General features: G+C 43.7%; 18 protein-coding genes, 1 tRNA gene and 1 pseudogene. 10 read left to right on the forward strand and 10 right to left on the reverse strand.

The window, feature by feature from the left end; all coding sequences use genetic code 11:
* Positions 1-8: 8 nt before the first annotated feature.
* Entirely contained in the window at positions 9-473 is a 465-nt protein-coding gene (locus ACN222_RS17610; RefSeq protein WP_010997670.1) for a hypothetical protein, read from the reverse strand.
* Positions 474-493: 20 nt separating this feature from the next.
* On the reverse strand, positions 494-832 hold the full coding sequence (locus ACN222_RS17615) for a 2Fe-2S iron-sulfur cluster-binding protein (RefSeq protein WP_010997671.1): 339 nt from the start codon (positions 830-832) through the stop codon (positions 494-496).
* 75 nt (positions 833-907) lie between these two features.
* Here ACN222_RS17615 and cimA point away from each other — a divergent pair, with 75 nt between their 5' ends.
* Positions 908-2542: a citramalate synthase gene (cimA, locus tag ACN222_RS17620; protein WP_010997672.1), complete on the forward strand. Its 1635-nt coding sequence runs from the start codon at positions 908-910 to the stop codon at positions 2540-2542.
* A gap of 57 nt (positions 2543-2599) precedes the next feature.
* On the opposite strand, the gene ACN222_RS17625 is transcribed toward cimA, so the two are convergent.
* Positions 2600-2833, reverse strand: a complete 234-nt coding sequence (locus tag ACN222_RS17625) for a hypothetical protein (protein ID WP_010997673.1) — start codon at positions 2831-2833, stop codon at positions 2600-2602.
* Positions 2834-2994: 161 nt separating this feature from the next.
* On the opposite strand from ACN222_RS17625, the gene ACN222_RS17630 reads away from it, so the two are divergent.
* Both ACN222_RS17630 and ACN222_RS17635 read left to right on the forward strand, forming a co-directional pair.
* Positions 2995-5109, forward strand: a complete 2115-nt coding sequence (locus ACN222_RS17630) for an NAD(P)/FAD-dependent oxidoreductase (RefSeq protein ID WP_010997674.1) — start codon at positions 2995-2997, stop codon at positions 5107-5109.
* A 200-nt stretch (positions 5110-5309) separates the two neighbouring features.
* Complete coding sequence (locus ACN222_RS17635; protein ID WP_044523173.1) at positions 5310-6446, forward strand: AIR synthase related protein; 1137 nt, start codon at positions 5310-5312, stop codon at positions 6444-6446.
* 197 nt (positions 6447-6643) lie between these two features.
* Here the strand turns inward: ACN222_RS17635 and ACN222_RS17640 are convergent, their stop codons facing one another.
* Positions 6644-7825: an RtcB family protein gene (locus ACN222_RS17640; RefSeq protein ID WP_010997676.1), complete on the reverse strand. Its 1182-nt coding sequence runs from the start codon at positions 7823-7825 to the stop codon at positions 6644-6646.
* A gap of 280 nt (positions 7826-8105) precedes the next feature.
* On the opposite strand from ACN222_RS17640, the gene ACN222_RS17645 reads away from it, so the two are divergent.
* The 4 genes from ACN222_RS17645 to ACN222_RS17660 all read left to right on the forward strand — a co-directional run bounded on the left by ACN222_RS17645 (position 8106) and on the right by ACN222_RS17660 (position 10596).
* Positions 8106-9005, forward strand: coding sequence for a class I SAM-dependent methyltransferase (locus tag ACN222_RS17645; RefSeq protein WP_010997677.1), 900 nt, complete (start codon positions 8106-8108; stop codon positions 9003-9005).
* On the forward strand, positions 9002-9730 hold the full coding sequence (locus ACN222_RS17650; protein ID WP_010997678.1) for an HAD family hydrolase: 729 nt from the start codon (positions 9002-9004) through the stop codon (positions 9728-9730). Before ACN222_RS17645 ends, ACN222_RS17650 begins: the two co-directional genes overlap by 4 nt.
* A 69-nt stretch (positions 9731-9799) precedes the next feature.
* Positions 9800-9872 (forward strand) — tRNA-Ala (locus ACN222_RS17655).
* Between the two features lie 148 nt (positions 9873-10020).
* Entirely contained in the window at positions 10021-10596 is a 576-nt protein-coding gene (locus ACN222_RS17660) for a TIGR04376 family protein (protein ID WP_010997679.1), read from the forward strand.
* Positions 10597-10675: 79 nt separating this feature from the next.
* Here the strand turns inward: ACN222_RS17660 and ACN222_RS17665 are convergent, their stop codons facing one another.
* Genes ACN222_RS17665 through ACN222_RS17675 form a run of 3 tightly spaced genes read right to left on the reverse strand, consistent with a single transcriptional unit; the run spans position 10676 to position 14053 of the window.
* The gene (locus ACN222_RS17665) at positions 10676-11935 is read right to left on the reverse strand and encodes a GTPase family protein (protein ID WP_010997680.1); all 1260 of its coding nucleotides are present in this window, start codon (positions 11933-11935) and stop codon (positions 10676-10678) included.
* A gap of 35 nt (positions 11936-11970) precedes the next feature.
* Positions 11971-13017 carry a DUF1611 domain-containing protein gene (locus ACN222_RS17670; RefSeq protein WP_010997681.1) on the reverse strand — a complete coding sequence of 349 codons (1047 nt, stop codon included), beginning with the start codon at positions 13015-13017 and terminating at the stop codon, positions 11971-11973.
* A complete protein-coding gene (locus ACN222_RS17675) occupies positions 13001-14053 on the reverse strand; it encodes a dipeptide epimerase (RefSeq protein WP_010997682.1) in 1053 nt (350 codons plus the stop codon). The genes ACN222_RS17670 and ACN222_RS17675 overlap by 17 nt, the downstream gene beginning before the upstream one ends.
* Positions 14054-14324: 271 nt before the next feature.
* On the opposite strand from ACN222_RS17675, the gene ACN222_RS17680 reads away from it, so the two are divergent.
* Positions 14325-14879 carry an NUDIX hydrolase gene (locus ACN222_RS17680; RefSeq protein ID WP_010997683.1) on the forward strand — a complete coding sequence of 185 codons (555 nt, stop codon included), beginning with the start codon at positions 14325-14327 and terminating at the stop codon, positions 14877-14879.
* A 63-nt stretch (positions 14880-14942) separates the two neighbouring features.
* Here the strand turns inward: ACN222_RS17680 and ACN222_RS17685 are convergent, their stop codons facing one another.
* The gene (locus tag ACN222_RS17685; RefSeq protein WP_010997684.1) at positions 14943-16664 is read right to left on the reverse strand and encodes a cation:proton antiporter; all 1722 of its coding nucleotides are present in this window, start codon (positions 16662-16664) and stop codon (positions 14943-14945) included.
* Between the two features lie 154 nt (positions 16665-16818).
* Here ACN222_RS17685 and ACN222_RS17690 point away from each other — a divergent pair, with 154 nt between their 5' ends.
* Positions 16819-17289 carry a GNAT family N-acetyltransferase gene (locus tag ACN222_RS17690; RefSeq protein WP_010997685.1) on the forward strand — a complete coding sequence of 157 codons (471 nt, stop codon included), beginning with the start codon at positions 16819-16821 and terminating at the stop codon, positions 17287-17289.
* A gap of 182 nt (positions 17290-17471) precedes the next feature.
* On the opposite strand, the gene ribBA is transcribed toward ACN222_RS17690, so the two are convergent.
* Complete coding sequence (gene ribBA, locus ACN222_RS17695; protein ID WP_269083605.1) at positions 17472-19193, reverse strand: bifunctional 3,4-dihydroxy-2-butanone-4-phosphate synthase/GTP cyclohydrolase II; 1722 nt, start codon at positions 19191-19193, stop codon at positions 17472-17474.
* Between the two features lie 376 nt (positions 19194-19569).
* On the opposite strand from ribBA, the pseudogene argC reads away from it, so the two are divergent.
* Positions 19570-20629, forward strand: a pseudogene (gene argC / locus ACN222_RS17700) (N-acetyl-gamma-glutamyl-phosphate reductase).
* A gap of 107 nt (positions 20630-20736) precedes the next feature.
* Here argC and eno read toward each other — a convergent pair.
* Entirely contained in the window at positions 20737-22026 is a 1290-nt protein-coding gene (eno, locus tag ACN222_RS17705; protein ID WP_010997688.1) for a phosphopyruvate hydratase, read from the reverse strand.
* Positions 22027-22205 lie beyond the last annotated feature (179 nt).

A 22205-nucleotide genomic window follows, 5' to 3' on the forward strand; every position in this document is an offset into this window, starting at 1 on the left:
GCACTCCATTACCACAAAGCACGAATTGGTTCTTTTGCTTGGTTGGTGTCACTAGATACGGTGTCTCTTGATTGAACTTCTGTAGTACTAGTATCTGATGTATTGTCAGGAGATGATGAATCAGTGGAATTGTTATTTTGAGCCACACTAGTTCTGTTACCAGTGGATCTGCGCTCTTCCTGATTGCTGTTGCCTCTTTCTTCAGTATTAGTGTTGAAATTATCTTGCGCTACACCACTTCTGTTTTCATTGGTAGTAGCATTGGTGCGATTGCGATTGGCAGAGGAGCTATTAACATTAATGTTAGCTGGGAGTACTTTCGATGCTTTGCCTCCTGGAGCATTATTACTAGTTGAAGTATTGTTACTAGCTGTTTGTTGCTGGCCGCCCATTGGGAAGTTAATGCCTAGCAATGTTCCCATGAGAATTGCCAAGCCTCCGGCCATAAGAATTAGCGGTGTCCATCTACCCATCTTGATTTCTCCTTGTTAACCTAACCTTCTGGTTGCCACACTAGCTGAGAACCTTGACCCCAAAATCCGTCAAATTTTGTTATCTTCACATCACCTAATACCTGAGTCTGACAAGCTAAACGCAGGTCTTTTGTAGGAGAATGAGGAGGAAGCGAACGCCGTGCTTGATCTCGCCAATTCGCCACAGACACTTCACCTTCTACTTGGACAGCACAGGTACCACAACTACCAATACCCCGACAGTTTATTACCTTAGCACCGCTATTGTAGAGGTCAATACCACTTTTTAGCAGAACTTTGCGTAAATTCTCTCCGCGATCGCACTCAATTGTTTTACCCTGAGCTAATACCTTAGGCATATTTTAATCAGCAAACTGGCGTTTTGTTGTATCTTGGCACATTGCCTTTACAGTTGTCTCCAAAGTCTTAGTCTTATGACCAAAAATCCCTCACCCCACATTTGGCTTTATGACACCACACTACGGGATGGCACTCAGCGCGAAGGGCTATCAATTTCTACAGAAGACAAGCTACGCATTGCCCACAGACTCGATCAACTAGGGATTCCCTTCATTGAAGGTGGATGGCCAGGAGCCAACCCTAAGGATGTTCAATTTTTCTGGCAACTTCACGAAGATCCGCTCAAACATTCACAAATTGTTGCATTTTGTTCAACTCGCCGCCCTCATACTCATGCCGCAGATGAACCAATGCTCCAAGATATCCTGGCTGCGGGTTCTAGCTGGGTGACAATTTTTGGCAAATCCTGGGATTTACACGTCACAACAGGTCTAAAAACTACTTTAGAAGAAAACTTGGCAATGATCCGCGATACTATCGAGTTTTTTCGCTCTCAAGGGCGATGCGTGATCTATGATGCTGAACACTGGTTTGATGGCTATAAGCACAACCGAGATTATGCTTTACAGACCCTCAAGGCAGCAATGACAGCCGGTGCAGAATGGTTAGTCCTCTGTGATACGAATGGCGGTACTTTACCTCACGAAGTTAGCCAGATTGTTCAAGATGTTGTCGAGGTGACTAGGGAAGATTTGACCCAATTACCAATACCCCAAATCGGTATTCATACTCATAATGATTCAGATATGGCTGTTGCCAATGCTTTAGCAGCAGTAATGGCAGGGGCGACAATGGTACAAGGTACTATCAACGGTTATGGCGAACGTTGTGGGAATGCTAATTTATGTTCATTAATTCCTAATCTACAACTGAAATTAGGGTATAGCTGTATCACAGAACACCAGCTAGGACAACTAGCAGAAGCCAGCCGATTTGTGAGTGAAGTGGTAAATCTTGCCCCTGATGAACACGCTCCTTTTGTGGGACGTTCGGCTTTTGCTCACAAAGGTGGTATTCATGTCTCCGCCGTGGAACGTAATCCCCTAACTTATGAACACATTCAGCCGGAACAAGTGGGGAACCGCCGCCGGATTGTCATTTCTGAACAAGCGGGGATTAGTAATGTGTTAGCTAAAGCCCGGACTTTTGGCATTGAACTCGACAAGCAAACACCAGAAGCCAAGCAAATTCTTCAGCGCCTCAAGGAATTAGAAAGTGAAGGATATCAATTTGAAGCAGCCGAAGCGAGTTTTGCTTTATTGATGTATGAAGCTTTGGGCGGAAGACAGCAGTTTTTTGAAGTTAAAGGCTTTCAAGTCCACTGTGATTTAGTGGAAGGCAAAGAAATGACCAATGCTTTAGCGACGGTGAAAGTCGCGGTGAATGGTAAGAACATTTTAGAAGCTGCCGAAGGTAATGGGCCAGTAGCAGCCTTAGATGCAGCGTTACGCAAAGCTTTAGTCAACTTCTATCCCCAACTTGCCACCTTTGAGTTAACAGATTACAAAGTGCGGATTCTCGACGGTCACACAGGCACTTCTGCCAAAACCCGTGCCTTAGTCGAATCAGGCAATGGTTATCAACGCTGGACAACGGTTGGCGTTTCACCGAACATTTTGGCAGCTTCCTATCAAGCGGTTGTCGAAGGTTTGGAATATGGTCTGTTATTACACGCCCAAGCAGAAGCCGCAGTAAAAGCGTCTGGTTAATTGGTCATTGGTCATTGGTTAAAATCTTACCCATTACCCATTACCCATTGCCCAACCTTATGTAAAACTCTCCCATGCCTGGGTAACGAGTTTACTTAACCAACGGCGTTGTTGTTGGTCTAGTAATTGGTCATCTGCTAGCAATTGGGCTGTTAAGTCTTCTAATGATTGACCTTGCGATCGCACTATTTTTATCACTCCGGCGATCGCAGAGGCAACTAACTCTTCATCTACACGCTGTTGTTTTAAAGCAAAAATTTCTTGTGGGCTGTCTGGAATGGGATAATTCATGGCGTAGGTTTATAAAATTTCAAAATGGACAAAAAAAATTGACAAATTATTAAAAATTCTTTACCGAATCTTTATAGAAACCGATAGGGCGGAGTTTATCGTACTTACTGCCTTTCGCATATCTGTCTTGGTGAGTAGATTGACGGAGATGTCAGGAAAACATGAAAGAAATCCTTTATTTAGAAGTGCCAATCACGGATACGGCGGTTGTGCGCTGTTGGCTGCAAACAGAATTTGACCCAGGCAGTTGGGAGAAAATACTGACTCCAGATGGTTGTAGGCTGAAAATATCTAGTAAATATACAGCAAGTAGCACGAAAATTACCGAAAATTTACCTAAAGAATTTTCTATATTTTTGTGGTCAGTCCAGAGAACTACTTACCTCAAGGTTTTCCGTTGGGCAGATCAGCAATTACCCGAAGAAAAGGAACTCTTACAACGCTTAACAACAGACATTCGCCAGCGTTTTCCTCATCACTACCCAGAACCACCAGCGATTGATTTATCCCAACAATCAATTTTTGAGGCTCTAGCACCCCATTACCCTCTAACGGTTAAATATTTCCAAAAGATGCCCAATGGGGAATATGACCTCAAACGTGCTTACTGGTGGGAACAGCGATGGCGTGAAGGAGTGCGGAATCCCCAGCAACCGCGTCAGGTAGTGTTTTCTCAGAAAAGCGATAGGGGGACTGGGGACAGGGAACAGGAAAAGCCCAATCTCCAATATGACCTGATTTATATTGGTGGCGCATTGGGGGTCATCCATGCGGCGGTGATGGCAAGGTTGGGGTATAAGGTGTTGCTGGTAGAGCGCTTGCCCTTTGGACGAATGAACCGGGAATGGAATATTTCTCGTGATGAATTGCAAAGTTTGATTAACTTGGGTTTGGTGACAAATGCTGAGTTAGAAACTGTGATTGTCCGGGATTATAAAGACGGATTCAATAAGTTTTTTGATGGCAATAACCCAGCAAAATTGCGATCGCCTATCTTGCACACGCCGACGGTGTTAAATATAGCCTTAGACTCGGAAAAATGGTTGCAAATGTGCGGGCAGAAGTTAAAGGCTGCTGGTGGCGATATTTGGGATGAGACAGAATTTATCCGTGCAGATGTTAATGATACACAAATTGTTGTAAAAGTCAAACATTTGCCCACCCAAACGGAGAAGCAAGTAAGTGGACGACTGTTAGTAGATGCGATGGGAACCGCCTCCCCCATTGCTTGGCAATTAAATGGTGGTCGTGCATTTGATAGCGTATGTCCAACTGTGGGCGCAGTCATTGATGGGGGATTTGAGCCAGGAGTGTGGGATTCCCAGTATGGAGATGTGCTTTATAGCCACGGTGATATCTCTCGTGGTAGGCAATTGATTTGGGAATTATTTCCAGGTGCGGGTGAAGAACTGACAATTTATTTGTTTCACTATCACGAAGTTAACGCCGAAAATCCTGGTTCTTTGTTGGAGATGTACGAAGACTTCTTCACAATTCTGCCAGAGTATCGCCGTTGCGATATGGACAAACTGGTGTGGAAAAAGCCGACATTTGGCTACATACCAGGACATTTCAGTGTGGGGAGTAGCGATCGCACCATTGCCTTTGATAGATTAATTGCGATCGGTGATGCCGCTTCCCTGCAATCACCCTTGGTATTTACTGGTTTTGGTTCCTTGGTGCGTAACTTAGACCGTCTGACAACCCTGTTAGATGTAGCCCTAAAGCATGATTTATTAAAGTTCAGTAACTTGAATCTGATTCGCGCCTATCAAAGTAATGTCTCTGTAACTTGGCTCTTTTCTAAAGGCATGATGGTTCCCACCGGGAGATTTTTAGCCCCTCAACGCATCAACTCCATGCTCAATACCTTCTTTGGATTGCTGGCAGATGAACCCCCAGAGGTAGCAGATAATTTCATAAAAGATAGGTGTGATTGGTTGACATTTAACCGCCTAGCCCTAAAAGCAGCCCGGAAAAATCCCGCCTTATTGTTGTGGATTTGGCAACTAGCAGGCCCCAAAGATTTGGTCAGATGGCTGGGGAATTATTTTAACTTTGGTCGCCACGCCTTAGTTAACGCCTTACTGAGTGCATGGTTCCCCCGCTTCCTTCTAAAAATTAAACCTTGGCTAGAAACTAACAACCCAGCATTATGGCTGCGACTATTAGCTATTAACTACGCTATCACCACAGGCAGACCGCGATCGCCCCAGCAATTCGCACAACTGAACTCGGAAGCCGTTATTCATAATCCAGAAGGGGCGAGGGGGTAAGAATTAGGGGTGTACGGGTGTAAGGGTATAGGGGGAGAATTTTCCCAATCCCCAATCCCCAATCCCCAATCCCCAATCCCCAATCCCCAATCCCCAATCCCCAATCCCCAATCCCCAATCCCCAATCCCCAATCCCCAATCCCCAATCCCCAATCCCCAATCCCCAATCCCCAGTCCCCAATCCCAACAAAGTAACTCTGATGACTCAAGCACTCGATCAAGTCGATTACAATACTTTAGATGCGGCCAAGCTTCGCTTTATTGAGGCCGCAAAACGCACATTGCAGTTTGCACCCACTTATGGAAAAGTACCTGCTTCCGGGCTGGGGGGAAGTGCTAACGCCTTTAGTTTCAACCTAGCGCCCTACTTGCAGACGGGAACACCAGAACTTTTTGTGAGCCTTGTTCCTGAAGGACTGGGTACTGCTGATGATGCCCGTCCTGATGACCTCTCGGAGGAAGAATTGCGACGGTTTTGGTGGAACATTGGTATCAAAATTCTCTCGTGTCTGACCAATGATGCTGCATCGTCGGGAATGCAAACCGTACTTCTGGGATTGTATTTACCCTCAAGCACCCCGGAAAGCGTATTTACTCCCGCCTTTTTGGATGGATTTCTGGATGGTGTAGTTGAAGGATGCAAACGCATCGGCTGTGTTTACATTTCTGGGGAAACGCCACAACTCAAAACTAAGATGATTCCAGGGCGACTGGATATTGCCGGTTCTGTATTTGGCGTAATGCCCCCTGGTGTGACTCCTATTGATGGTACACGGCTAGCTGAAGGTAATGCGATCGTTTTGGTGGAAAGTACCGGACTCCATGAAAACGGCTTTACCCCCGTGCGAAAACTAGCCGAATCACTCCCCGATGGCTACAGAACAAAACTACCCAGTGGGCAGGAGTTATGGGCAGCGATGAATGCTGCTTCTCATCTCTACACGCCACTGGTGCAAGCGGTGTTGAGTGAGGGTATTCGTCCCACCGCGATGGAGAATATCACCGGTCATGGATGGCAGAAACTTATGCGGTCAGCCAAACCACTACGGTATGTCATTGAAAAATTGTTACCAGTTCCCGAAATCTTTCAGTTTGTCGAAAGTCAACTAGAAGGAGGGAAAGAAATGATGTTGTCCGTGTTCAATTACGGCGCAGGTTTTGCATTTTATACAGAAACAGAACAGGATGGGGAGAGAATTGTTCAGCTAGCAAAAGAGCAAGGATTAACAGCTGCGATCGCTGGTAGAGTCGAAGCATCCCCCACCCGTGAAGTCGTCATCACACCATTTAATATCACACTAAAGGGAGAGTCTTTCGGCATCGCCAGAGGCGCATAGCCTATTATATTGAGGAAAGTATTAGACCGTCCCAACCTTGGTCAAAATAGACCACTTCCTAGCAAGGATCACTACTACTGTTTCTAAGATACAAGGTTGGGTTGAGGCTTTGCGTAGGCGAAGCCTTCCCGCAGGGAAACCCAACGCTATAACCAATGTTGGGTTTCCTAACGTCATACCACTACCAGTACTGCCTTCTACCCTTTCACGCAAACAACTTGCTTGAGTGTAGCTACAACTTCAACCAAGTCTGCTTGATTTTCCATCACTTGATCAATGGGTTTATAAGCACCAGGAATTTCATCTAACACACCAGTATCTTTACGACACTCTACGCCCTTGGTTTGCTCAATTAAATCATCAAGAGTATAGACATTTTTTGCCTTACTTCTTGATAATAAACGACCAGCACCATGAGAGCAAGAACAAAAACTATGAGCGTTACCTTTACCTTTAACAATGAAAGACTTTGCTCCCATTGAACCAGGAATAATGCCATAATCTTCTGTTTGAGCGCGGACTGCACCTTTACGAGTTACATACACATTCTCGTCAAAATGTACTTCCTTTTCGGCGTAGTTATGATGACAATTTACCTGTAATAAAGGTTTAGTTAATTTGCCACCAGCGATATGTTTTTCAACAATGCGTTTAAAACGCGCCATCATCACATCACGGTTAACACGGGCATAATCTTGCGCCCATTGTAAATCGTTCCAGTATGCTTTAAATTCTGGTGTACCAGCGATAAAATAAGCCAAATCAGGATCAGGTAATTTATTACCTGCTAGTTTTGCTAATTCTTTTGCTGTACTAATATGACATTGAGCAAGTTGATTGCCAATATTGCGTGAACCAGAGTGCAGCATTAACCAAACTTGGTTTTCTGTATCTAGACAAACTTCTAAAAAGTGATTCCCGCCGCCTAGAGAACCCATTTGTCTCATGGCTTTAGTTTGTAAGTCTTGGACACCAGAATGTAAGTCTGAAAAATCGCGCCAACGTTGCCAGTTAGCCACAGATTTTTCTACTTCTTTATTTTCATTGAAACCAGTGGGAATTGCGGCTTCGATATCTAGGCGAATTTTTTTGAGTTTTCCTTCTAATTGTTCACTAGTAAATGGTGTTTTAATCGCACTCATACCGCAACCAATATCCACGCCCACAGCAGCAGGAATGATTGCTTCTTTAGTCGCAATTACAGAACCAACTAAAGCACCTTTTCCTAAATGAACATCAGGCATTAGTGCTACGTGTTTAAATACAAATGGTAGCGATGCCACGTTTTTTGCCATCTTGGTTTCTTCGGAACCTAGTTCATGATTTGCCCAAGATAATACAGGTGCTTGTGTTTCAATTTCTAACTTTTCGTAGGGCATATTTTTAATGGGTAATAGGTAATAGTTAATTGGTAATCGGAAGGAAAGTTTTACATATTGTTTTGTGAGAAATTAAAAATTAGGATTTACTGGTTTTTTTTATTTGTAAAATACGTATATTACATTTGTATTACAAATAGGCTTGAGTGTCAAGGGATGGCGGACAAAAACCAGGATTCTTTTGCTATCAAAAGTTTGCTTCCCTAAAGAGGTACATCCAATAGGGAAAAACAGCTACAGTAGAATTTGGAAAAACAATGACCGAGCCTAACTCAACTTTATGGCAACACGTCCAAAAACAATTTGGGAAAGCTTCTTATCGCCTGTAGTCCGATTTTTGATGGATGAAGATAAGTGGCGGCGTTATGCTCAAAGTATCGATTGGGAAAAAGAAAGCGATCGCTTCCGCAGAACAGATGTGATAATTCCCTCGTACTACACTAGCCAGAATTTTCACGGCATTGAGGGGGGATATCTCAATTCTAGTGCAGCCGTCACCTACGACCCAATTACGGAATACGTCCTACCACCAAATGAAACACTGGTACGTCAAGCCTTAATTGATGGGGTAAAAGTCCAACCACGACGCATACTTGACTTAGGTTGTGGTACGGGTTCCACTACATTAATGTTAAAGCAGGCTTTTCCCCAAGCAGATGTTATTGGCTTGGATTTATCACCTTATATGCTAGTTAGGGCGGAAGATAAAGCCAGAACTGCTGACTTAGATATTAGTTGGCGACATGGGAACGCCGAGAAAACTAGCTTTCCCAATGCTTCCTTTGATTTGGTGACGACTTCTTTGTTGTTCCACGAGACACCAGTTGAAGTATCCCAGACAATATTACAAGAATGTTTCCGGCTGTTGGTAGCTGGTGGACAAGTTATAATTCTTGACGGAAATCAAAAAAGCCTACGTCAGTTAAATTGGCTCAATGATATTTTTGAGGAGCCTTACATCCGTGAGTATGCTGCTGACAATCTAGATGCGCGGATGGGTGCGGCTGGGTTTGTCGGAGTACAGACAGAAGATTTATGGCTGATACATCAGGTAACTAGCGGTATCAAACCCATCTTAGCAACAGATACTAACCAAATAAAAGACAGACAATATATGCCAGCAATAGATAATAATAATTTGGAGGGTCTAGAATCTCCAGCTTTTGGCATAGTGGCATGAGTTTAAAGGCAATTCTGTTTGATTTCAATGGCGTAATCATTAACGATGAGCGCATCCACCTACAATTGATCGATGAAATTCTTATTCAAGAAAATCTCCAACCCCAAAAAGTGCAAGAGCGTCAAGCTTCCTTAGGAAGGAGCGATCGCGCTTGTTTTCAAGAATTGCTAGCAAATCGTGGTAGAGTCGTCAGCGATGATTCTTTAACTCAGTTACTCAACAGTAAAGCTCAAGCCTACGTGCTGGAAGTGGAGAAATTAGAAAAACTGCCTATATATCCAGGTGTAGAAGACTTGATATATCAAGCGCGTTCCCGTCATCTCCATTTAGGCATTGTTAGCGGTGCGGTTCGTCAAGAAATCGAACTAGTGCTTAATCATGCCAAACTAGCCGAGTACTTCACAGTTATTGTTGCAGGCGACGACATCACCACCAGCAAACCCAAACCAGATGGTTATTTACTAGCAGTGGAACGCCTAAATCAAGAATATCCCCAATTAAATCTCTTGCCCCAAGAATGCTTGGCAATTGAAGATACCCCAGCAGGTATCGCAGCCGCTAAACGAGCGCAAATGCAGGTAGTAGGCGTAGCCAATACATACCCCTTCCATATGTTACAACGCTGCTGTAACTGGACTGTCGATTATCTGAGTGACTTGGAACTAGAACGAGTCCAAAAAATATTTTCTGGCGGAGAATTTCCGGCGATCGTGAGTGAGTGTTAAGATATTGTCTGATAGTATGGCGTTGATTAGGTAAGCATAGTTTGATCAACTTACCATTCAGCTATCTAAGGGGAATTAGCTCAGTTGGTAGAGCGCTGCGATCGCACCGCAGAGGTCAGGGATTCGAGTTCCCTATTCTCCATTGGCTTTGTCAATATAGCCAAAGGCTTTGAAAACAACCTCTAAGAATTAGTTTATCAAAGCACCGTTTACTTTAATAGTTTGATTTTCTTCTACGATGAGAATACTACAATAAAGTAGTAACGCATCTAACCTCTGGAGTTCTAACAGTGGGCTTATTTGATGATTTGAGTCGGTTTCTAGAAAACCGTTTAGAGGAATTCTTGCGGAATAATCCACATTTGGAGTTGGAGGCGCTGTTAGAACAGCTGCGTCAGCAAGAGGAAGATACTTTAAAATTGATAGCAGATTTACAGTTACAAGAGAAGCGATCGCAAGAAGATATTCTGGCCACAGCGCAAGAAATTCAGCGTTGGCACATCAGGGTTCAAAAAGCCAAAAATGCTGGTAGACAAGATTTGGTCGGGCCAGCAGAAGAGAGAGAAGCAGCCTTATTGCGTGAGGGTAATCAGCTTTGGGGACATATGCAAGGGCTAAAAGAACGCTTAGAGCAATCCAAAGAACTACTCAGTAAGATACAAACTAGGCGGCAAGAAGTACAAACTAAAGCGGCACAAGCACAAACCGCACGGGCTAAAGCCCAAACCCAGCAGCGTATAGAAACTAATGGTTGGTGGACTTCCACTACCAGTTCTAGTGATGGATTTGATGATTTAGAAGAAAAGTTCCGCCGTTGGGAAACCCAAGATGAACTAGAGCAGATGAAGCGTAATTTGGGGAAATAAGTAAAAAATCTCTACATGGGAGATGGCTTGGGGAGAGGTCATGGAAGCTCCCATTATTCAATGGAGAAAGACAATATTTTCAGGATTTAATTCCTTTAAACCGTTCTTTGGCCTTAGCAAAAGCTTCCTCCATGACAGATTGGATTTTTTGGGGATCTGGTTTATTACCACCCATTAAATCACCAAAGTAGACACAGGCTGTTTCACCCAAAGACCATGTATAAGCTGCTGCCCAAGATGCGGCGATCGCACTCCCAAATCCTGGTATAAATTTTACTAGTTCCCTTCCTATGGCTTGGGCTAAAAAACCACCGGCGATCGCACTCACAATACCACCTGCCTGGGATGGTGTGACAGTTTGACCATATAATTTACCTAAAAGCGTTACCATCGATACTTGCAAAGCTGTAAGTACGGGCATCGTTGCAAAGGGCAAGGGTACGGCTGCCAGTGCAGCAGCCATCACCGCAAATGATAAGGTGTAGCGTCTGCCTGCATCCCGGTAGATATTGCCTAGTTTCTCACTTGTTTGCTTATCTAATAATTGGTAAATAGCTTGGGCTTCCGCTTCTGGGAGGAGTTCTGCCAGATTATCTCTAAGGGCATCTAAGCCGTAAAATACAGGATTGTAACCATCTTCTTCTAGGGTAAAGTCAATGAGGAGTGAACGGTCATAAAGTCCCGTAAAGGCTGCCTGAATTGCCACAAAAGCCCGATTTAGTTCCTCATAGTTTGGGGGATAATCTGGATGATCTTCAATATCAGGGGGGTAAACTTCATGTAAACAAGTAACCACAAGTAAACAGGGGATTTCTGGATACTTTCGCCGCAATTCTTGAGCAATTTGCCGCAGGGTATCAGTAGCGAAATCATTAATTTTCACTGTCAAAATCAAGACTCTGGCGCGGCTACTTTTTTTCTGCAAGTCTCCCACCAATTCTTGAATAACTGCCTGAGTTTCCTGGTTGATATCGCCTAGCCCTACAGTATCAGTAAAAACCAGTAAAGGCAGGTCATTAGATGGATAAGCATAGCGTTGGGTGTGTTGGGTATGGGGACGAAAGCCTTGCCCGACAATCTCCGCAGAAACCCCCGTGAGTCCCCGGACAATAGAACTTTTACCAGCTTGTGGCTTGCCAATTAACAAAGCCTCTGTAGTTGGCAGTTCTTGGCGTACCTTCTCCAAAATCTCGGCAACTTCCGCCTCACTTACACTGAACCACTGGACAAACTTCTGAGAAACCTGTTCCACTGGTAATCTCTGCACCAACTCATCTGCTGCCTTTTTCCAGACACCAGTTACACGGTTTGCCCAAGAATCATCGCCTCGCCTAGTCATTGCACTTGCTGGTTAAGTTACACCCTTTATATATTTTAATTCTGCATGACGGCATCTAATAAAACATCAGCACCAAAGCGGACGACATCAGTGCAAGGTAAACCGGTTTCTGCTATTGTGTGAGCGATCGCCTCTTTGGCTGCATACTCATCTAAATGGGCTGTATTCAAAGCTATACCTACCACAGGCACAGTCCCAAAAGCCCCCCCTGCACTAGCTACAGTTTCATACAGCCCAATTACTTCTGGTAACGGCGGAATCGGTACATGGGGATTATTGCCGTTGTGAGTCTGTCCGGCGCGGTGTACTAGTACCAATTGGGTGGGTTGGGAACCACGAATCAGAGGTAAGGTAGCTGTAGAACCAGGATGTAGTAAGGAACCTTGCCCTTCAATGTGCAAGATGTCATAGTTTTTGCCATAACGCATCACCATCTGTTCCACAGCACCAGCCGCAAAATCTACCCGCACCGCATCCAAGGCGATACCATCACCTTCCAACATCACACCAGTTTGCCCTGTAGCCAAAAACTTAGAACGCCAACCCCGCAATTTTGCCGCCCAATGTAACTCTAAACTGGTGGACATTTTGCCAATCGCCATATCAGTTCCCACCGTCAACACCCGCCGACAGGGTAAAGTCCGAGCTGCACCGCTAGCAACTTCTAAATTCGCTGGTTCTTTGCGGACATCCCAAATTAATTGTCCTGGTTGGAGGAGGGCATTTAAATCAGGGATATTTGCCAAGGGTGTATGTAAGCCATTTACCAATGACATCCCCGCTTGCAGCGCAGTTTTCAGTTCTATCCAGTAATCATCTGGTATACCACCACCTTTGGGGGCAATACCAATAACTAAAACTTGAGGTTTATATTCCAATGCTGCTGCTACTGAGTTGACAATCGGGACATCACGCTTAATCCCTGTAATTTCTCTTAAGGATTTGCCTGCACAGTTGCGGTCAATTACGGCGACAATAGAGGCTTCACTGTAGCGTAAAAGTGCTAGCCCGGTTTTGCCCACAGTTCCAGTAGTTCCTTCATGTAGCAGAATTGCTACTCGTTGATTAAGTGGCAGACGCACTATATCTTACCCCCAAGCCTGGTAAATCGTTTGGTATCACTCGCCCTTCTTTTAATAATGCACCAGTGAAAGGGTCATCACTTAAGTTAAGGTGACTGTCTAAGTCTAAATAATCAGCTAATGGCGCTAATTGCGCCGCAGCCGTATTGGATAATGTACTGTCAGAATAACAGCCGAACATCACTTGTAACCCACAAGCTTTAGCTGTGTGTACCATCCGCAGCGCCTCAGTTAAACCCCCAGATTTCATCAATTTGATATTGATGCCATCCACATAAGTAGCCAAACGGGGAATATCTTTACTGTTAAAGCAACTTTCATCCACAAATATCGGTAGGGGGGATTTTTCTTTCAGTTTGATTAAATCTTGTTCTCGCCCCCTAACTAGCGGCTGTTCAATATACTTAATACCTAAATCAGCCAGCCAACTGCACATTTCTACCGCATCGTCCAAATACCAACCCCCGTTGGCATCCACAAAAAATTCTTGTGCTGGTGCTTCTTGCTGCACAGCTAAGAGCATCTTCTTGTCTGCTTCAATACCATCAGGACTGCCTAACTTCACTTTCAACAGGCGAACATCCGTAAATTCTAACCAGTCTCTTGTCCGTATTCTGGCGGCTTCTGGTGTATCAATACCAATGGTAACAGAAGTTGGTACTATAGCCTGGCGATCTAGTCCCCAGATTTGCCATAAAGGTAAACCCACAAACTTACCCAGCCAGTCGTGCATCGCCATATCCAGCGCCGCCCTCACTGCGGAAGGAACCTGATATTTAATAAATACTTCCTCTATTTCCTGTCGCTGCAACGGGCTAAATGGTTCTAAGAATGGCACAATTTGCTGCAAGTAGTCATTGATGACATTAGTTGATTGTCCATAATTACCCACACCAAACGGTGAAGCCTCACCCCAGCCTTCGATGTCATCATGTAGAATTTTCACCCAGACATTTGTAGTCTTTGCTGTAGTGCCACGACTAATAGTCAAGGGAAATCTTTTATTGACCGTGAACAAAATGACTTCTACCTGCATAACAACGCTCAATCTTTGCTGAGAGCAAAAACAGTGTAAATACAAAGTTTAGCTTATTTGAGGTATCTGTTATACTTTTTTACATTCATTAGGGAACACAAAAATAAATTATTCCACATTGACGGTTAGTAGAGTGCGTCAGTATGAATAATTTCTTGGTACAGCTAGGTTTTATTGCACTGAAGCACCCTACATTTTAGATATTTTTCATCTAAAAATCCCTTGATGAGTGGATGAAAATTTAAATATTAAGTCGTAAATAAATGAATCTATGAGTAAATTACAAAAATGGCAAATATTAAACTCTAAAATGGTCTTGGATCATCCTTGGTGTCAAGTTAGGCAGGATGAAGTTAAATTACCAAATGGTACAGTAATAGATGATTATTTCGTCAATATTAGGCCAGATATTGTCCTAGTATTGCCGATTACTGCTAATAGAGAAGTTATATTTGTACGTCAATACAGACATGGGACGGGAGATTTCTTTTTAGAACTGCCAGCCGGCAGATTTAATCCCACACAAGAAAGTGCTGAAAATGCAGGCTTGAGAGAATTGGAAGAAGAAACTGGTTATATTGCTCAACAACTAATCAAAATTGCCACACTATACGATAATCCTAGTAAAGACACTAATCAAATTCATTTATTTTTAGCAGAAGATGTAGTTAAAGTTGGAAAGCAAAATTTAGATATTACAGAGGAAATAGAAATTATTTTAATTCCTGTTGATTCAGTCTTAGAGAAAATTACTCAAGGTGAAATTTCAGTGGCTGGAAGTATAGCAGCTTTATTTTTAGGGTTAAATTTTGTTACTGATAAGTAATTAATGTAAGATAAAACCCTGACAAAACAAGGCTTTCAAGTCTGTCAACAGTCAACAGCCATATCATCTCCTCGGTCGGATACTACGATATCTGTCGGTGCGAATATCAGAGATAACTGTGTCAATCTGACTTTTTGCTTCTCCTAAAGTGGATAGGAGATGTGCGCTTAATTCTAGGGCGGCTTCAAATTCTGGTTGAACGACTTCCTTTGCACCCATTTGTGTGAGCAGATCAATTTCATTGTCATGGTGCGATCGCGCAATTACATCTAATTTAGGGGCGATCGCTAATGCTCGTTTTAGAAGTAATCGTGAACTGGCAGGATCAGGTAAGGCAATTGCTAGGGCTTTGGCAGTTTCTAAATGGATTTTTTCTAACACTAGCTCGGAATCAGCATCTCCAAAAATGTAGGGGATGCGCTGCATTCTCAATCTTTGAATGGCAGCTTCACTGTTTTCAATTACTAAGACTACATATCCCTGATTGAGCAAAATATTGACAATCACTTGCCCGACTCTTCCGTAACCTGCAACCACAACATGACCACTAATGGTTTCTGGAATAGAGAGGATGTTGGGTTCTGTAAATTGTCGCAGTGATTGGGCAAAAAACGGAATCTGGGTGAGACGTTCTATCAACTGGGGTGCAATATTCAGCGATATGGGAGTGAGAACTAGTGTGATTGCGGTTGTCTCTAAGAGTAAAATATAGGTTTTTTCAGGAATCAGTTGGAGTTGTAAACCTGCCAAAGCCAGAACAAAGGAAAACTCTCCAATCTGATTAATTCCCAAACTGGTAAGGATAGTAGTTTTGAGGGAGTAGCCAAATTTTAAAATGATTGGCATTACAACAATTGCCTTACCCAACATGACTAAAGTGACCAGTCCCAAAACTAGACCCAAATTTTGCATGAGTGCAATTGGATCGATCAGCATCCCAATAGAAGCAAAGAATAGACAAGCAAAGGTATCTCTTAACGGTAAAACTTTGGCAAGAGCATGATCCGCATGGTCGATTTCCGAAACCATTAACCCGGCCACAAATGCACCCATTTCGATAGAAAGTCCAAGTTTTGCTGTCACCAAGGCCACACTCAAACATAAAGAAATTACGGTTAAAACAAATAACTCTGTACTTTCTGTAGCTGCTACATTACTGATTAACTTCGGCACTATCCAACGACCCAAGGCGATCGCCAATGCTAAAAATAGCAAAACTTTCAGCAAAGCTATGCCTAATGCCCAGACAAGTCTTTCTGGTTGGTTGAGGACAGGTAAAAAAGCTAATATTAATCCCAGTGCTAAATCCTGAGCAATTAAAATTGCTAGCATGACTTGACCGTGGAGCGTATTTGTTTCACCTCGTTCTCCCAAAGTTTTCAAGACTACTGCTGTGGAAGAAAGAGAAAGAACCACCCCTAAAAAAATGCCTTGCGTCAAGTTATCAACCCAGCCCAACGTAATTGTTAAAAATGCCACCAAAGCTGTAGTTAGACCAATTTGCAACAGGCTACCGTTAATAGCAATATTCTTGACCCGCCTCAACTCTGTTAAGGAAAATTCCACACCTAGAGCAAACAACAAAAAAGCTACACCAATTGACGCTAGAGATTGAATACGTGGTACATCACTTAACAACTTCAACCCATAAGGCCCTAGAGCCAATCCAGTCACTAAATAACCCAGCAAAACAGGTTGCCGCAATCGGTTAGCTAAGTATCCGCCTAAAGCTGAAGCACCGAGAACAGTTGTAAAGTCCAGAATCAAGCCATGCTCTGCTGCCATATTTCTTTGTTGTTGATCAACTATTCAGTTCTGAAAATATCTTTGCGTTGGTTCTTTCGTTATGTATCAATTTTTGACTGCAACTAAAGTTGCTTAGATTATTTCCCTCTCAGTACTCTCCCTGACTGAGTTTCCCACATACCAGGAGTCTACTATGAAAATACGATTATTTCATCTACAAGATGCGGAACAGATAGCACACCTATTCCACCAAACAGTACGTGAAGTTAATATCAGGGACTACTCGAATAATCAAGTCAGAGCATGGGCCCCAGATAATATTCACTTTAGGGACTGGGCAAAAATTTGTTCAGAACGATTTACTTACGTTGCTGATGATCAAGGAGTGATTGCAGGTTTTGGTGAGTTAGAGTTAAACGGACATATAGACTGCTTCTACTGCCATAAAAATTATCTAGGGATGGGCGTGGGTAGGAAAATTTATTCGGCAATTGAGACTAAAGCTGATGAATTAGGAATTAATCGCTTGTACACCGAAGCAAGCATTACTGCCAAGTCGTTTTTTCTGCATATGGGGTTCTCCATTATCAGAGAACAGCAGGTGGAACGTAGAGGAGAATATTTTGTAAATTTCGCAATGGAGAAGTTTTTAATTGGTTACTGAATTCTCTCCTTCTGGGTGGCTGTCTTTAATTTTGTAGCGCTTGCGCTTCCCGTACCCCTACGGGGAAGCAAGCTACGCGTAGCATCTCCAAAGGAGAAGGGTATTTTGTTGGCGTAGCCTACTCTGCGAGTTATCCGCAGGAGTAGCCGTAGGCTATTTTGAATTTTGAATTTTGAATTGATTCAATCTTCCAATTCTTTACTCAAACTGTAAATTTTCTGTGTCTCCAACTCATTACTTACAGAAGAAGGTAATTTATCAGGTGAAATCGTTTGCCTGTCTAGTTGGACTTGCAAATTACTGAGGGGATCACTACCAGGAGAAATCAAAAATTCAAGTTTCTGGACGTAAGGTAGAGTTGCTAGGTTATCGAGAATTGGCAAAATTGCTTGTACGTAGGGATGACCGCTTTGGCTATACCAATCACAACTAGCGACTTTTTCTTGGTCAAACCCTAAGTGTACTGTCAAAGATGGCTTGTCGAAAAGAGCGATCGCCAATGGTCGGGCTTCTTCCTGTAACAATAAATCATAGCCTCTAACTAAATGCCGCAGTTTCTCTAAACGTTCATAGCGTTTTGTCACCAATTGCGGGTCATCTTGCCAGTGAATAGCTACAGTTACGAGGTAAGTCTGCAAAAGCATATGACCGAGTTTTTTCGCCTTGGTCGCCAAGTAATAGGAATTATAATCGTTGGCTTCAATGAGTAATGGCAGGCGGTCAACTACTTCCAACCCATACCCTTTTACCCCGGCAATTTTCCGGGGATTATTAGTAATCAGGCGAATCTTTTTCACGCCCAAATCCATAAGCATTTGCGCTCCCATGCCATAATCACGCAAGTCTGCGGGGAAACCCAAGCGCTCGTTAGCTTCCACTGTATCCAGTCCCATATCCTGTAAAGAATAGGCTTTAAGTTTGTTAATTAAGCCAATTCCTCGTCCTTCTTGCCTTAGGTAGACAACCACACCTTGACCAGCAGTTTCAATCATTTTCAAGGCAGCTTGTAACTGCATCCGACAATCGCAGCGTAAAGAACCCAACGCATCACCTGTTAAACATTCTGAGTGCATCCGCACCATCACAGGTTCATCTCGAAAGTTCTCAGGATTGCCCTTGACAATGGCGACGTGTTCTGTATTGTCGAGGGTGTGGCGATAGGCGTAGATGTCAAACTGACCGAATTGACTGGGTAGTTTAGTGACTACTTCACGATATACCAGGCGATCGTGTTGCAGGCGATAACTAATTAAATCAGCAATACTAATAATTTTCAGGTTGTGGTGTTTGGCATATTCAATTAACTGTTGTAATCTCGCCATTGAACCATCGGGGTTTTGAATTTCACAAATCACCCCAGCCGGGTACAATCCAGCCAAGCGAGATAAATCAACCGCCGCCTCTGTATGCCCTGCGCGTTTCAGTACTCCGCCAGCTTTAGCCCGTAAAGGAAAAATATGACCAGGACGACGCAAATCTGAAGGTTTGGTGGCTGGGTTGAGTGTAATCTGAATTGTTCGCGCCCGGTCTTCGGCTGATATACCAGTAGATACTCCCAAATGGGGGCTAGCATCAATACTGACAGTAAAAGCTGTCTGGTTGGGGTCGGTGATATTTGTCACCATCAATGGTAGATCGAGTTCATCGAGGCGATCGCCTGTCATTGCTAAACAAATCAACCCTCTTGCTTCCACCGCCATAAAATTAATCATGTCAGGTGTGGCAAATTGGGCAGCACAAATCAAATCGCCTTCATTTTCTCGATTTTCATCATCTACCACTACAATGGCACGACCGGCTTTTAAATCTGATAAGGCAGCATCAATAGAATCAAACATAAACTTTTCGGTTGAAGAGGCAAATATCTGAGGAACAACACCCGTGCCAGGGTTCTCCCCGTTCAGGGGATTAGTTGAGGACTGCTGTGTATTTTTAGGTTGTGACACAGAGGATTTTGAGCCAGGGATAGTAAATTTTCTTAACAATTTCTTATTCTAAATTGTAGCTCGTTTATACGGCGGAGATATAGACTAGCAATGTTTTGATAACGAGGAGAAATTTATGTCGCTAAAATTGGGGTTTAATACTAGAGTCCCTGAGTGCTGAGTTCTGAGTACAACACTAAGGACTAGAGATTATGATCTTTGGCTCAAAACTCTGCACACTGCTCAACCCCAGCTACCACTAACGGAACTCAGTATACATAACTCATCACTCACCATAAGTTCTATAGTTAATAGCTGATCACAGATTAACCAAAAACGGATAAGGATTTGAAAAATGGGCAATTTTGGACGCGTACCCGTTGGGATTGTTGGCGCGTCAGGCTATGGTGGGGTACAGTTAGTCCGATTACTGATGGATCATCCAGAAATCGAACTAGTTTATTTAGGTGGTGAGAGTAGTGTAGGTAAATCTTTTGCATCTCTCTACCCCCATTTAGCTCATGCAGTTAAATTATCAATTGAAGAAGTAGACCCAGAAGTGATTGCGCGTCGCTGTGAAGTGGTGTTTCTCTCGATGCCAAATGGTCTGGCTTGTCAAATTGTGCCAACATTGTTGGAAAAAGGCTGTAAAGTACTGGATTTGAGTGCAGACTATCGATTCCGTAACTTGACAACTTACACCACTTGGTATGGTGTGGAAAGGAGCGATCGCACTACAGCCGACACCGCCATATATGGTTTACCTGAACTTTACCGCGATCGCATCTCCGAAGCCCAATTAGTCGGCTGTCCTGGTTCCTACCCCACCGCTAGCCTCTTAGCATTATCGCCACTGTTAAAACAAGGTTTAATCGTCCCCGAAACTGCTATTGTTGACGCTAAATCTGGTACATCTGGCGGCGGGAGGGAAGCTAAAACTTATCTATTACTAGCAGAAGCAGATAATTCTCTCGCCCCTTATAGTGTCGTCCGTCACCGTCACACCCCCAGAAATCGAGCAAATTTGTAGCGATTTGGCGGGTCACGAAGTTACAGTCCAATTTACGCCACATCTTGTCCCTATAGTACGGGGAATTTTGGCAACTGTATACGCTACCCTGCGCGATCCTGGTTTAGTTGGAGATGATTTAACTACTATTTATACAGCCTTCTACCGTAATTCTCCCTGGGTAAAAGTTTGTGAAAGCGGCATTTATCCGCAAACAAAATGGGCTGCGGGCAGCAATCTTTGTTATATCGGTGTAGAAGTTGACCCGCGTACTGGCCGGGTAATTGTCATGTCAGTAATTGACAACCTGATCAAAGGCCAAGCGGGTCAAGCAATTCAGTGTCTCAACATCATGATGGGTTGGGATGAGACATTGGGTTTACCAAAAATGGGGTTTTATCCGTGATTGGGGATCGGGTATTGGGTATTGGGTATTTAGTATTGAGTAATGAAAGAGGATTTAATTTGTCCCCAGTCCCCAGTCCCCAGTCCCCAGTCCCTAATCCCCAGTCCCTATTTCGGCCCTAAACCCACAGCCCCAGCATAAACGGCGCGATCGCCTAATTCATCTTCAATACGTAGCAAGCGGTTGTATTTGGCTACCCGTTCACTACGACAGAGGGAACCAGTTTTGATTTGACCTGCACGGGTAGCAACGGCTAAATCAGCAATGGTGGTGTCTTCTGTTTCACCAGAACGATGGCTAATGACTGAACGGAAACCATTACGAGTTCCTAAGTCGATGGTTTCTAGGGTTTCAGTCAGGGAACCAATTTGATTGAGTTTAATCAGAATGGCGTTACCTGCTTTTTCTTGGATGCCTTTTTGTAAGCGAGTAGCGTTTGTTACAAACAAGTCATCACCAACCAACTGCACCCGTGAACCAACTTTTTGGGTGAGTAATTGCCAATGTTGCCAATCTTCTTCGTGTAAACCATCTTCAATGGACACAATTGGGTATTGATCAACTAACTGCCCTAAGTAATCGATAAACTCCGTCGGTGCATGAGGTCTACCATCATAGACATACTGCCCTTCCTTGTAAAATTCACTAGCCGCCACATCTAGCGCCAGTGCTACTTGTTCCCCTGGTTTGTATCCTGCTTTTTCAATGGCTGCAACTAGCAATTCCAAGGCTACCTGATTAGATTCCAAGTTAGGTGCAAAACCACCTTCATCGCCTACACCAGTCAGCAAGCCTTTGTCATGCAGCACTTCACTGAGGGTAGCAAATACCTCCGCACCCCAGCGCAGGGCTTCACGGAAGGAAGTTGCACCCACAGGAACGATCATAAACTCTTGGAAATCCACGTTATTAGAAGCGTGCGCCCCACCATTAATTACGTTCATTAAAGGCACAGGCAACAAATTCGCCAAAGGGCCGCCTAAGTAACGATATAGGGGAATCCCCAAAGACTCAGCCCCGGCTCTAGCGGCTGCCAAAGAAACAGCTAAAATCGCATTTGCACCCAAATTTGATTTGTTACCAGAACCATCAAGGGCAATCATCGTCCGGTCGATGAGTTCTTGGTTGAGAGCATCCAAATCTATTAACTTTGGGGCTAGTATCTCATTAACGTTGTGTACAGCCTTGAGTACCCCTTTACCGCCGTAACGGCTTTTATCCTTGTCTCTCAGTTCATGGGCTTCAAATGTGCCTGTAGAAGCGCCGCTAGGAACTTGTGCCAAGCCTACCGCACCGCTTAATAAATGTACTTCCGCTTCTATTGTTGGTCTACCGCGTGAGTCGAGAATTTCGCGGGCGACAATCGCCTCAATGGCTGTATCGACAATATTATTCATTGATCTATTCGTCTCCTTCTTACCGTTGGTCGCACACAATCTAATGGTTCAACCCAATCGCTAGCATAGGCGCTGAGGCGACTTATCGGCTGAGATTAAATGAAGATTTCCAAAGATTGGGTAAATCTATGCCAAATGCACGGACTTTGGATTTTGAATTATTTTTTGGTCAATAGTCA

This window comes from Anabaena sp. FACHB-595, assembly GCF_048568275.1.
Taxonomy (GTDB): domain Bacteria; phylum Cyanobacteriota; class Cyanobacteriia; order Cyanobacteriales; family Nostocaceae; genus Trichormus.

Coding starts and splice junctions, on each gene's coding strand:
- ACN222_RS17610 (WP_010997670.1), bottom strand. CDS start 473: ATGGGTAGATGGACACCGCTAATTCTTATGGCCGGAGGCTTGGCAATT.
- ACN222_RS17615 (WP_010997671.1), bottom strand. CDS start 832: ATGCCTAAGGTATTAGCTCAGGGTAAAACAATTGAGTGCGATCGCGGA.
- cimA (WP_010997672.1), top strand. CDS start 908: ATGACCAAAAATCCCTCACCCCACATTTGGCTTTATGACACCACACTA.
- ACN222_RS17625 (WP_010997673.1), bottom strand. CDS start 2,833: ATGAATTATCCCATTCCAGACAGCCCACAAGAAATTTTTGCTTTAAAA.
- ACN222_RS17630 (WP_010997674.1), top strand. CDS start 2,995: ATGAAAGAAATCCTTTATTTAGAAGTGCCAATCACGGATACGGCGGTT.
- ACN222_RS17635 (WP_044523173.1), top strand. CDS start 5,310: ATGACTCAAGCACTCGATCAAGTCGATTACAATACTTTAGATGCGGCC.
- ACN222_RS17640 (WP_010997676.1), bottom strand. CDS start 7,825: ATGCCCTACGAAAAGTTAGAAATTGAAACACAAGCACCTGTATTATCT.
- ACN222_RS17645 (WP_010997677.1), top strand. CDS start 8,106: ATGGCAACACGTCCAAAAACAATTTGGGAAAGCTTCTTATCGCCTGTA.
- ACN222_RS17650 (WP_010997678.1), top strand. CDS start 9,002: ATGAGTTTAAAGGCAATTCTGTTTGATTTCAATGGCGTAATCATTAAC.
- ACN222_RS17665 (WP_010997680.1), bottom strand. CDS start 11,935: ATGACTAGGCGAGGCGATGATTCTTGGGCAAACCGTGTAACTGGTGTC.
- ACN222_RS17675 (WP_010997682.1), bottom strand. CDS start 14,053: ATGCAGGTAGAAGTCATTTTGTTCACGGTCAATAAAAGATTTCCCTTG.
- ACN222_RS17680 (WP_010997683.1), top strand. CDS start 14,325: ATGAGTAAATTACAAAAATGGCAAATATTAAACTCTAAAATGGTCTTG.
- ACN222_RS17685 (WP_010997684.1), bottom strand. CDS start 16,664: ATGGCAGCAGAGCATGGCTTGATTCTGGACTTTACAACTGTTCTCGGT.
- ACN222_RS17690 (WP_010997685.1), top strand. CDS start 16,819: ATGAAAATACGATTATTTCATCTACAAGATGCGGAACAGATAGCACAC.
- eno (WP_010997688.1), bottom strand. CDS start 22,026: ATGAATAATATTGTCGATACAGCCATTGAGGCGATTGTCGCCCGCGAA.